A 12,120-nucleotide genomic window follows, 5' to 3' on the forward strand; every position below is an offset into this window, starting at 1 on the left:
TCAGCTTGCTCTGCCAATAATCGTTTGAGTTTGGCATTTTCAGTGGCGAGCTCCCTTTCTCTATCGCTGATTTTCGCATCTTTTTTGACGGCTTTACGCCACCCATAAATTTGAGATTCATATAGCGAAAGCTGTCGTGCGGCAGCAGAGACACCGACTTTCTCTGCTAACTTAAGCGCTTCGGCTTTAAATTCAGGAGCATGTTTGATTCGTGTTTTCTTAGTTGTCATTGTTCACCTCGTTAGTGATTGTACTCACTTAACTCGGTGTCCAAAACTTCTGGTGCGGATCAAGATCATGCTTTGCCAAGCATAGCTGTTTCGTTACTTTTTACACAAGTTGGAGCTGTCCTTGGAGGTGCTCTTTTAGCTATTGTGTCTTTCCACAGATATCAGGCAATCGAAAAAGCCTTTGATAAAGACCACCTTTGGGGATTTTTGTTTTCTCCTCTACTGGCTCTGATAATAGGGACTCTAGCATTCGCCATTATTCAAAGTGGCTTAGTAGTGTTATCCGGGGGGCTTGATACAAAAGATCATTACACTGCCACTTTAGGGTATCTATCTATTGGTGGTATCGCAGGTTATAACTGGGATGTGTTTATTAAAAAGTTAAAAGATTTATCTAAAAATATAATTACGGAGGAAAAGCCAATTTAATTAAAAAGGAGTACTGTAAGTCCTGACAATTCTAGACGGCTTTCAAAAGTTAAGGCTTCAAGATACTTTTTCTAATCCAATGTTGGCACGTTAGAATCTATACTCTAACGTGTTTTTGTCCAAAAACGAGTTACGAAAGCTCTTTTGTGAGCTCTTTTGTGAGTGATACCGATGGTCAAGAAAAATCATAAACGCCTAGCGACTAGCGAGCCGTGCGAGCGTCAGGAGTGGCTTTATTATTTTACTTTACCATCATTCCCCTAGATACCCTTTTAGCAGGGTGATGGTTCACGCAGTGAGGCCATCGCCTTGCCAAGACTTTGGGTAAAGTCAGCTACAATTTATTTGATTTATTTGTTACTGTTTTTGTAAAGGATATTGCGTATGATTTTATCTAGTTAAGCCTTATAAAATTATCGCCTTTACAAAATCTAGGGTGTTTGTAATGTTTTTTGGTCATTGATATCACCAAACACCTTATACTTACTAGATAATCACTCACTCACCCACCGAGTAAAGATGATTTTTAGTTCATATAAAGATAATTCAAGGAAAAAACTGACGTCTAGGCTAACTCTAAGCGAAAAAAGCTAAGAAGCTAAGAAGCTAAGAAGCTAAGAAGCTAAGAAGCTAAGAAGCTAAGAAGCTAAGAAGCTAAACAATGTCGCACTTTTCTAGCGGCATTATGCAAGAATGACAAAAACCTATACACAGTTAAAGCTAGGAGCAAATCATGTCAAACGGCCGTATTTTACACACCATGCTACGCGTTGGTGATCTAGATAAGTCTATCGCGTTCTACACAGAAGTAATGGGCATGCAGCTATTACGTAAGAACGAAAATAAAGAGTACGAATACACACTGGCTTTCGTTGGCTTTGGTGACGAGTCTCAAGGTGCTGTCATTGAGCTGACTTACAACTGGGGCACGACTGAGTATGACCTAGGTTCTGCTTTTGGACACATTGCGATCGGTGTTGATGACATCTACACAACATGCGATGCGATCAAAGCGGCAGGCGGTAACGTAACTCGTGAAGCGGGTCCAGTTAAAGGTGGTTCGACACACATCGCATTCGTTAAAGACCCTGACGGCTACATGATCGAATTGATTCAGAACAAGCAAGCAAGCGCAGGTCTAGAAGGTTAATCCTTCCACACCACTCTAAACCATCGGTTTAAAATCCTGATGTTAAAAACATAAGAAGCGAGCACTATGCTCGCTTCTTTTTTAATGTGTGCACTAATGATGGAGACCGTGAACAATCGACGCTTCAGAGTCTACTCAAATAATAGCTTAAACCTGTGTACGGCCTAAAGAAATGACAACACGTCGGTTCATGTCTTTACCCATTGGCGAGTTATTGTCGGCAACAGGACGACGCTTGCCATAACCTTGAACTTGAATACGGTCTTCATGTAAGCCCAGTGATTTAAAGTACTCTCGCAACGATTCCGCTCTTCGCTCCGAAAGATTTTGGCTAATATCTTTGCTATCTGTAGAGTCGGTATACGTTGCCACTAACACAAGGTCGATATCTTTATTGTAGCGAATATACTCAGCAATCTGACTTAACCTTTTTCGAGACAACTTGTTCAGTTGGTCACTATTATGCTCATAGTGCAAGATAGTAAAAGAGATATCTTCAAAGCTGTATGGTAATAAGTTGGCTATACAATCACTGAATACATTATATTTTTCTTGGAATAATACAGAAGACAACGACACCTCAATACGTTGATCTCGGCTTTGCCATTCTTGGTAACTGAATGTCGGGTAGCGCCCTTTCTCCAACTCACTCAAAATGCCCCAAGCCGTTTGGCCACCAACATACCCATCAAATTGTTGGAAGAACTTAATGGTTGTTATGCGATCGGCTCTCTCTCCAGGACGCCAAGGCGGTGGCATAGAGACCAAACTTACATTACGCGTGGCCCCCATTGGACGGCGCATTTTAAGTTCAAAGTCCAACAGGATTTTTTTACTCGCATGAGATGAAAACTCGGCTTCACCAAAGTTAGGGATTGGATGAACCAAGCGACATTCAAGTGGCGTGTTAGTGACCATCTCCCATTTCGATTGTTGAGGCGAGGCTCCGTAGTGCTTTTCTTGCGCCAAAACCGTTGAGGATATCAGTAGCGAGAACAGCAATGAGCCTGTTAGGAGTTGTTTCTTCATAGAGTGGAGTATCTCTTAAGCAATTCGTTTAACAATGCGAACAATTGCCGCACCTTTCTGTCCCATTTAAATATGCAAATATCAAGCCGAAATTGATTGGCTAATTTATCTATTATTGCCACTCGCTGGTTTTTATCATTTCTATTTTCTGCAATAATGCAGCCTCAATCACACTTATTGGGCTAACATGACTGTAGAAAACGAAGCTCTGACTCTAAAAAATCGCTTTCGCGGCTATTTTCCAGTAGTCATCGACGTGGAGACCGCCGGTTTTAACGCAAAAACCGATGCATTATTAGAGATCTGTGCCATTACATTAAGAATGGATGAAAACGGTGATCTGCACCCGGCGTCAACGCTTCATTTTCATATTGAACCTTTTGAAGGCGCCAATATAGAGCAAGCAGCATTAGACTTTAACGGTATTAAAGATCCATTTAGCCCATTACGTGGTGCTGTATCGGAGCAAGAAGCCCTTAAAGAAATCTATAAGCTAGTGAGAAAAGAACAAAAAGCTTCAGATTGCAGCCGTGCAATTATGGTCGCTCATAATGCTACATTCGATTTAAACTTCGTCAATGCAGCAAGTGAGCGTTGTAAGCTTAAACGCGTCCCTTTCCACCCATTTGCCACTTTTGATACGGCAGCTCTTAGTGGTCTTGCCTACGGTCAAACCGTTTTGGCTAAAGCTTGCCGCACTGCTGGGATGGAATTTGACAACAAAGAAGCACACTCTGCTTTGTATGACACACAAAAAACCACAGAGTTATTTTGTGGCATTGTAAACAAATGGAAAGCCCTTGGTGGTTGGCCTCTTGTTGACGAATAACATAAATAGACTAGGTAAATACTCGTTGGTATTGCCTTCATAAAAACACAACATCTCGAGAATTATATGAACCCTGTTGTAATTTCAGTTTGCATCATGCTTGTTTTAGCTTTGATGCGCGTAAACGTCGTCGTTGCTCTCACGTTGAGCGCAATTATCGGTGGCGTATCCTCTGGTATGAGTGTCAACGATACTGTCGCGGCTTTCGAAAGCGGATTAGGTGGTGGTGCGGAAATCGCGCTTAGCTATGCAATGCTTGGCACCTTCGCGGTGGCAATCTCTCGATCTGGTATTACAGACTTACTTGCTCAAAGCGTCATAAAACGCATCCACGGCCAAGAAAATAGTGCTGCATCAAATGGTCTAAAATATGGCATGCTTGTCTCTTTAGTCCTAGTGACGATGTCTTCACAAAACGTAATCCCAGTACATATCGCCTTCATCCCAATCTTAATCCCACCTCTGTTAGGTGTATTCGCAAAAATGAAACTAGATCGTCGTCTCGTTGCGTGTGTGCTGACTTTTGGTTTGATTACTCCCTACATGGTACTGCCGATAGGTTTTGGTGGCATTTTCCTAAACAACATCCTGCTTAAGAATCTTCACGAAAATGGGCTTGAAAGCGTGGTAGCAAGCCAAGTACCAATGGCCATGTTATTACCTGCAGCCGGTATGCTCTTTGGCCTACTAACGGCAGTATTTTTTACTTATCGTAAACCACGTCAATACAAAGAAACGTCTCATACTGTTGTTTCAACAGAAGTCAAAGAGATCAATAAGAAGCACGTTCTTGTTGCGGGCGTTGGCATTGTTGCAGCCTTGACCGTTCAGTTGTCTACAGGCTCTATGATCATCGGTGCTCTAGCTGGCTTCATGGTATTTACATTTGGTGGCGTAATTGCGTGGAAAGAGACACAAGATGTCTTCACCAAAGGCGTTCACATGATGGCAATGATTGGCTTTATCATGATTGCAGCGGCAGGTTTCGCAGCGGTTATGAAGCAAACTGGTGGTGTTGAGTCTCTGGTTTCAGCACTGTCAACCAGCATTGGCGATAACAAACCTCTCGCAGCACTGCTTATGCTGGTTGTTGGTCTACTCGTAACCATGGGCATTGGATCTTCATTCTCAACCATTCCAATCATCGCGACAATCTACGTTCCGCTTGCGGCAGCATTTGGTTTCTCACCAATGGCAACTATCGCGCTAGTGGGCACCGCAGCCGCGCTAGGCGATGCAGGTTCTCCCGCCTCTGACTCAACATTAGGCCCAACATCAGGGCTGAATATGGATGGTCAACACGAACACGTATGGGACACGGTGGTACCGACATTCTTGCACTACAACATACCGCTGGTTGTATTCGGTTGGATTGCAGCGATGGTTCTGTAGAACCGAGACACAATAAGTAACCTATTTTTAAGACCGCCTCGCGCGGTCTTTTTTGTTTCTGGATTCGTTGTCCTGTCACATCATTCTCAGCCTCAATAAACCTGTCACATCGGATAAACAAAGGCTTACTCTTATAAGTAAGCCTTTGTTTAAGCTAAAAGAAACAGAGCTCGCCGAATTATGCCGCGGGGGGAGTATTCACAAGAATTTGGCGAATAGACTTGAGCGTTGCTTCCGTTGAGTGGTAATCCAATTCAACTTCAGTGAAGATACCATTAACTTCAAGCATTAAGGTCGGGTAAGAGTGCACACCGATCGCTTCTTTAAAGCCTAACTGGTCATTTAATTCACTTTCCAACAATTTGCTAGAAAGGTCATTTTCAAACTGTTGCACATTCATACCTAACTCTGCAGCTAACTGCAAATGCGTCTCTTGGCTGTGTGGCAACATCGCACGCAAATAGTAAGCGTGTTGAATCGCTTCAAGCATCGCTTCGTAGTGATCTTGAAAACCGGCGGCAATCACGGCACGGCACGCAGGGTAAGTGCTGCGAACTGGTTGGCACTCAGTCCAAAACTCATGGTTAAACTCAGTACCCAATTTAGTTTCGATCTGCTTCCAAATCGCTTGTAGCTTGCCTTTCATCTCTTCTGACATGGGCTCATCAGAATCCGGTGCCAAACCGCCCACTACGTAGTTAAACCCAATGCTTGCGGGCAATTGCTGTTTCAATAACTCAAGTGTTGGCTTGTATCCCCAACACCAGCTGCACATTGGATCATGTACATAATGAAGTTTTACGTCCATTGTTCGTTCCTTATCGAGTCGACTCTTCGACCAATTCCGACAAAAAAGGAGCCCGATTAAGGCCCCTCATTTTTTACTGTTCAGCGTACAAACTAGAACTTACTCAGCATCATCGCCAGCAACTTTCGCAGCCGCTTCTTTGATGATTGGCTGAAGCTCACCTTTCTGGAACATTTCAAGAATGATGTCACAACCACCGATTAGCTCACCTTCAACCCAAAGTTGTGGGAAAGTTGGCCATTGTGCGTAAGCAGGAAGCTCTGCACGGATGTCAGGGTTTTGTAGGATATCTACATAAGCAAATTTTTCGCCACACGCCATTAGAGCTTGAGATGCTTGAGAAGAAAAACCACAGCTTGGCAGCTTAGGAGAACCTTTCATGTAAAGTAGAATGGTGTTTTCTTCAATTTGCTGTTTGATTTTATCGATAGTTTCCATTGCTTCCTCGTTAATGGATGACGGCTTGTATTGCCTTTATTCTACCCCAAACCAACAGAATAAAAACCATATAAAAAAAGCGGTTAACACACTGAACTAACAATTCACACAAAAGTGATCAATTAAGCTTTTAATAAAGTAAAAACTTGCTAAACTATATCGCAAGTCAGCAAATTGACCATGGTTGGCCGTAAAGCGAACTATGAATAATAATATCACTGGAAGCAATCGAAAGAGTTAACTCTTTCATATCAATGGAGAATTGAGCAATGGCATTTGAACTACCGGCTCTTCCTTACGCGAAAGACGCGCTAGAACCACACATCTCAGCTGAAACGCTAGATTTCCACCACGGTAAGCACCACAACACTTACGTTGTTAAGCTAAACGGCCTTATCCCAGGTACTGAGTTTGAAGGCAAAACACTAGAAGAGATCGTTAAGACTTCTACTGGTGGTGTTTTCAATAACGCTGCTCAAATCTGGAACCACACGTTCTACTGGCACTGTCTTGCTCCTAAAGCAGGCGGCGAACCAACTGGCGCTGTTGCAGAAGCTATCAACGCTGCATTCGGTTCTTTCGAAGAATTCAAAGCGAAATTCACTGATTCAGCCATCAACAACTTCGGTTCTTCTTGGACTTGGTTAGTTAAGAAAGCTGACGGTTCTCTAGACATCGTTAACACTTCTAACGCTGCTACTCCTCTAACAGAAGAAGGTGTTACGCCACTTCTCACGGTTGACCTATGGGAACACGCTTACTACATCGATTTCCGCAATGTTCGCCCTGACTACATGGCTGCATTCTGGAACCTAGTAAACTGGTCTTTCGTAGAAGAGAACCTAGCTAAGTAATTATTGCTTACGCTCCGCTATTTATAGCGAGTTATCTATTGAAAGCTCATGCCCCGGCGTGAGCTTTTTTGTTCCTATCACATTCCAGACAATCCAGACAATCCTAAATAAATCCATCAATATAGCCGACTTTTTAAGCGATTATTCCCGTTCTCATCTGTTGTGCATAAATTCTCTATTTGCCTGTAATTAAAGACTAAAGTTTGCCACCACCATGCCGTTAAAGGTGTATCCAATGAGAGGTAACATGCAAATACATACTTTAGACAAAGCAGGAATCATCAACGAACTCAAGTTCGGCATCGGGATCAGCCAAGCGGTTGAACAAGGTCGCCGTGCAGATTTCGCGTTGTTGCTATCTCTGTTTTCTAATGATGTTCGTGATTGCACCCCCATCGACACCATCGAAGTCACAGAAACAAATGAAGATCGCCTGCGTAAACAATTTGGCGTAGCAGAACCTCAACAACTGCGTTCAAACCAGTCGTCGTATGAGATTTCAGCTCAGCAATCTAATCATTTTCATCAAGCTAGTCTTGCCAGCGCTAAGCTCAGCCATTATTTAAAACCTGAAGCGCTTGCCTTCATGCCTGAAGATACAGCCGACTTACCCGAAGAGGTTTACCAAAACCTTTCAGGTCATGACCGACGTAAATTAGCCAACAAGCAATTACCTGATCTACCACTTGCTACGCTCTACAATGAACTATCAACGGCCCACCGTCAGTATCAAATTCAAGCTCAGGCATAACGATCACCTGCCTTTTTCACGTGGACTTTACTGCCATTCTTAATTAGTTCGTCATATTTTAAAGCATTCACGTAAATAATATGAACCATTAGCCTTGGATGAACTAAAAACTCGACTCGCCGGTTACTGCTTGAAGTTACTACAAAATGTGACTTGCCACTAAGTTCATAAAAACTTATTAATTGGCACGCCTTACTTTGAGCCAATTCACACCAACTGTACAAAATTTAACCCACCCTTGTCTGACATGAACGATTTGTTTAGGTGCTGGGATGGAAATAAAAAGCTCAATCATATTGGTAACATCTGCTGGTTCACGACTCGGAGGGACGATAGCCAACCACTTTGTTAACCTTGGAGCCACCGTCATTCTCTGCGATAGTGACACGCAAGCACTTCAGACGACCTATTCACAATGCACCCGGTTTTCTGATTCGGTTTATTACTACACACTCGATAGTAATGACAACCAAGCGATTAGTCGCGTATTTGATTTTATTCAAACCACCTTCAACACCACGCCGGATGTATTAGTCAATAACTGGATTAGCTCACCAATGCCGAGCCTGATTGGTGACCAGCCCGTAAGCCGCTTTATTACTGACCTATCTTCTATGGCGTCGACCCTCTTCTCATTTGGTCAAATCTGTGCGGAAAGATTACGAGAAGAAAATAAGGAAGGCGTGATTGTGAATGTCATATCTCACGATGATTTTCATGATGTGTCCGGTTTAGAGAGTGCAAACTCAATGATCACCGGCTTTACCCACAGTTGGGCTAAAGAACTGAATCCATTTGGTATTCGAGTTGGAGGGGTGGTCCCCGCCGTTCATAACTCCGATGGCAAGCTCAACCGATGTCATTGGGCGCAGCTGCAAGACGAATTAACCAGAACCACTGAGTACATTGTCTCGAATGACTACTTCAGTGGGCGAGTTGTAGCGGCAGAGGTTTAATTCCAAATGAACATGACTAACTCCGCTCATATTAAGTAGCCTTTCAATCCGTTTTACAAACGAACCAAACATAAAAAAAGCCCCAGTCTCTCGACTGGGGCTTTCATCTTTTCCCGATAAGATAAGGTTCGTGCTAGCGAAAACTTATCTCAAAACTGAATGTTACTTATACTTCAGTTCTTATTTTTTATTTTTTGCTGCTTTCTTGTCAGCTGGCTTTTGGTCTTCTTTCTTAAGGATTACCGTAGTACCTTCGAAAGTTTCGCCTTCAACGTAAGGAGTACCGAAGTACGACGTTGTTAGAACTTCTTTAAGCTCAGTGATTAGAGGGTAACGTGGGTTCGCACCTGTACACTGATCATCAAACGCTTCAACCGCTAGCTCATCTAGTTTCGCAACGAAGTCAGACTCGTTAACACCCGCAGCTTGAATAGATAGTGGGATGTCTAGTTCAACTTTTAGCTCTTCTAACCAAATCAGTAGACGTTCAATCTTCTGAGCAGTACGGTCACCAGCTTGGCTCAGACCTAGGTGGTCAGCAACTTCAGCGTAACGACGACGAGCTTGTGGACGGTCGTATTGAGAGAACGCTGTTTGCTTAGTAGGGTTATCGTTCGCGTTATAACGCACTACGTTAGAGATAAGTAGAGCGTTCGCTAAGCCATGTGGCAAGTGGAATGCGTTGCCAATCTTGTGCGCCATAGAGTGACACACACCTAAGAACGCGTTCGCGAATGCGATACCAGCAATAGTAGCCGCGTTGTGCACTTTCTCACGAGCGATTGGGTCATTTGCACCATTTGCGTAGCTTGATGGTAGGTACTCTTTAAGCATCTTAAGTGCTTGTAGAGCTTGACCGTCTGAGTATTCGTTCGCTAGAACTGACACATAAGCTTCTAGTGCGTGAGTTACTGCATCGTAACCACCGAATGCAGTTAGAGACTTAGGCATGTTCATAACAAGGTTCGCATCAACGATAGCCATGTTTGGCGTTAGTTCGTAGTCCGCTAGTGGATATTTAGCACCAGTTTTGTCGTCAGTAACAACAGCGAATGGCGTAACTTCTGAACCCGTACCTGAAGTTGTAGTAATACATACAAGCTCAGCTTTTTGACCCATTTTAGGGAACTTGTAGATACGTTTACGAATATCCATAAAGCGCATTGCTAGTTCTTCGAAGTGAGTTTCTGGGTGCTCGTACATTACCCACATAATTTTAGCTGCATCCATTGGTGAACCACCACCTAGAGCCAATATTAGGTCTGGTTGGAAGCTCTTCATTGCTTCAGCGCCTTTCTCAACTATAGACAATGTAGGATCAGCTTCTACGTCGAAGAATGTTTGAACTTCCATACCCAAAGCCTTCAATAGGCTCACTACTTCATCTGCATAGCCGTTGTTAAATAGGAAACGGTCAGTAACTAGGAATGCGCGTTTCTTACCTTCCAGATCGCCTAGAGCAACTGGCAAACTGCCACGACGGAAGTAGATAGACTTAGGTAGTTTGTGCCACAACATGTTTTCAGCTCGCTTCGCAACAGTTTTCTTGTTGATTAGGTGTTTAGGACCTACGTTCTCAGAGATAGAGTTACCACCCCATGAACCACAACCAAGAGTTAGAGATGGTGCAACGTTAAAGTTGTAAAGATCACCGATACCACCATGACTAGTTGGGATGTTTACAAGGATACGAGCCGTCTTCAGTTTGTCACCGAAGTAACGAATACGGTCTGCGTTTACATCTTGGTTAGTGTATAGACCAGATGTATGACCGATACCACCGATTTCAACCATGGTTACTGCTTGAGCAACCGCGTCTTCGAAGTTATCAGCACGGAATAGACCTAGAGTAGGAGATAGTTTCTCGTGAGCAAATTCGTCATCGTAAGACACTTTACCTAGACCTTCACCGACAAGAACTTTAGTGTCTGCAGGAACTTTAACACCCGCCATTTCAGCGATTGCTGGAGCAGGTTGACCTACGATTTTCGCGTTTAGCGCACCGTCGATAAGCAGTACTTTACGTACTTTATCGGCATCAGCTTTGGATAAAACGTGAGCTTTGTGAGAAGCAAAACGCTCTTTCACTTCATCGTATACTTCACTTACTACGATTGCCGCTTGCTCAGAAGCACATACCACACCGTTATCGAAAGTCTTAGACATTAGGATAGATGCAACAGCACGTTTGATGTCAGCTGTTTCATCGATAACTACAGGAACGTTACCCGCACCGACACCGATTGCTGGCTTACCAGAAGAGTATGCAGCTTTAACCATACCTGGACCACCAGTTGCAAGGATAAGTGCAATATCATCGTGCTTCATTAGAGCGTTAGAAAGCTCTACAGATGGTTGGTCAATCCAACCGATGATGTCTTTTGGCGCGCCCGCTGCTACTGCTGCATCTAGAACTAGTTTCGCTGCATCGTTAGTCGAGTTCTTCGCACGTGGGTGTGGCGAGAAAATAATGCCGTTACGAGTTTTAAGAGAGATTAAAGACTTGAAGATAGCGGTAGAAGTAGGGTTAGTGGTTGGTACGATACCACAGATGATACCTACAGGCTCAGCGATAGTCATAGTGCCCATACTATCGTCTTCTTCAAGAATGCCACATGTCTTTTCGTCTTTGTACTTATTGTAAATGTACTCTGAAGCAAAGTGGTTTTTGATTACTTTATCTTCAACAATACCCATCCCTGACTCGGCTACCGCTTGTTGCGCTAGAGGAATACGAGCTTGGTTAGCTGCTAATGATGCTGCGCGGAAAATCTTATCTACTTGCTCTTGAGAGTAAGTAGCGAATTCTGCTTGAGCTGCTTTTACGCGAGCTACGAGTGCATCAAGTTCAGCCAAATTTGTTACAGGCATAGTGGATCTCCTAAAATAATAAATATTAAAAACTTTTTATTAAAATCGCTGTTTGCCTTTAACCTTAAACACTAGCGTTCTTAGTAAATTGCTTTCAGGACTGAGTATATTATTTCACAGTGTAAAAAAAATTGACCCAGATCAGTTCCCAAAAAATAATTAACCATAAAGTAGTAATGAAATCACAGAATTAAAGTTAAGCTCATGATTTAGTTAGATTAAAATCACACTTTTCACTCGAGCAAAAAACAAGCAAACAGACATTTTTTTTCTACATCGCGTCATAACCTGTAAAAAAGTTTCATTTTTAGTCAGTTTTATTACATGTATACAGCGATATTCGTGCTACTGAGAGTATATCCATAGTGTTTCGGGGGCTAGAT

At 43.0% G+C, this 12,120-nt stretch carries 12 protein-coding genes; 7 read left to right on the forward strand and 5 right to left on the reverse strand.

The annotated features are described in order from the left end of the window. Positions 1–230 (reverse strand): transposase (locus L4B77_RS17565; protein ID WP_429751821.1); only part of this gene is annotated, 230 nt, incomplete at its 3' end. A 72-nt stretch (positions 231–302) separates the two neighbouring features. Here L4B77_RS17565 and L4B77_RS17570 point away from each other — a divergent pair. Then, a complete protein-coding gene (locus L4B77_RS17570) occupies positions 303–659 on the forward strand; it encodes a hypothetical protein (protein ID WP_429752003.1) in 357 nt (118 codons plus the stop codon). 733 nt (positions 660–1,392) lie between these two features. Further along, positions 1,393–1,809, forward strand: a complete 417-nt coding sequence (gene gloA / locus L4B77_RS17575) for a lactoylglutathione lyase (protein ID WP_261837693.1) — start codon at positions 1,393–1,395, stop codon at positions 1,807–1,809. Between the two features lie 147 nt (positions 1,810–1,956). Here the strand turns inward: gloA and motY are convergent, their stop codons facing one another. Continuing rightward, positions 1,957–2,838: a flagellar protein MotY gene (gene motY, locus L4B77_RS17580; RefSeq protein ID WP_429752005.1), complete on the reverse strand. Its 882-nt coding sequence runs from the start codon at positions 2,836–2,838 to the stop codon at positions 1,957–1,959. A 187-nt stretch (positions 2,839–3,025) separates the two neighbouring features. Here motY and rnt point away from each other — a divergent pair, with 187 nt between their 5' ends. Together rnt and L4B77_RS17590 are read left to right on the forward strand one after the other, a co-directional pair. Next, positions 3,026–3,667 (forward strand): ribonuclease T, encoded by a 642-nt coding sequence (rnt, locus tag L4B77_RS17585; RefSeq protein WP_261837695.1) that lies wholly within the window; start codon positions 3,026–3,028, stop codon positions 3,665–3,667. A gap of 66 nt (positions 3,668–3,733) precedes the next feature. Further along, positions 3,734–5,059, forward strand: coding sequence for a Na+/H+ antiporter family protein (locus L4B77_RS17590; RefSeq protein ID WP_429752008.1), 1,326 nt, complete (start codon positions 3,734–3,736; stop codon positions 5,057–5,059). Between the two features lie 178 nt (positions 5,060–5,237). Here L4B77_RS17590 and L4B77_RS17595 read toward each other — a convergent pair whose 3' ends face one another. Both L4B77_RS17595 and L4B77_RS17600 read right to left on the reverse strand, forming a co-directional pair. Continuing rightward, entirely contained in the window at positions 5,238–5,867 is a 630-nt protein-coding gene (locus L4B77_RS17595) for a DsbA family protein (protein ID WP_429752010.1), read from the reverse strand. 99 nt (positions 5,868–5,966) lie between these two features. Continuing rightward, complete coding sequence (locus L4B77_RS17600; RefSeq protein WP_004741702.1) at positions 5,967–6,305, reverse strand: Grx4 family monothiol glutaredoxin; 339 nt, start codon at positions 6,303–6,305, stop codon at positions 5,967–5,969. A gap of 269 nt (positions 6,306–6,574) precedes the next feature. Here L4B77_RS17600 and sodB point away from each other — a divergent pair, with 269 nt between their 5' ends. From sodB to L4B77_RS17615, 3 genes are all read left to right on the forward strand, one after another. Then, the gene (sodB, locus tag L4B77_RS17605) at positions 6,575–7,159 is read left to right on the forward strand and encodes a superoxide dismutase [Fe] (protein WP_004734050.1); all 585 of its coding nucleotides are present in this window, start codon (positions 6,575–6,577) and stop codon (positions 7,157–7,159) included. A 247-nt stretch (positions 7,160–7,406) separates the two neighbouring features. Next, positions 7,407–7,910, forward strand: a complete 504-nt coding sequence (locus L4B77_RS17610) for a VC2046/SO_2500 family protein (protein ID WP_261837698.1) — start codon at positions 7,407–7,409, stop codon at positions 7,908–7,910. Between the two features lie 272 nt (positions 7,911–8,182). Beyond that, on the forward strand, positions 8,183–8,866 hold the full coding sequence (locus tag L4B77_RS17615; protein ID WP_261837699.1) for an SDR family oxidoreductase: 684 nt from the start codon (positions 8,183–8,185) through the stop codon (positions 8,864–8,866). Between the two features lie 180 nt (positions 8,867–9,046). On the opposite strand, the gene adhE is transcribed toward L4B77_RS17615, so the two are convergent. Continuing rightward, positions 9,047–11,737: a bifunctional acetaldehyde-CoA/alcohol dehydrogenase gene (adhE, locus tag L4B77_RS17620; RefSeq protein ID WP_429752015.1), complete on the reverse strand. Its 2,691-nt coding sequence runs from the start codon at positions 11,735–11,737 to the stop codon at positions 9,047–9,049. Positions 11,738–12,120 lie beyond the last annotated feature (383 nt).

Source organism: Vibrio minamisatsumaniensis, from assembly GCF_050337445.1.
Taxonomy (GTDB): Bacteria; Pseudomonadota; Gammaproteobacteria; order Enterobacterales; family Vibrionaceae; genus Vibrio; species Vibrio artabrorum.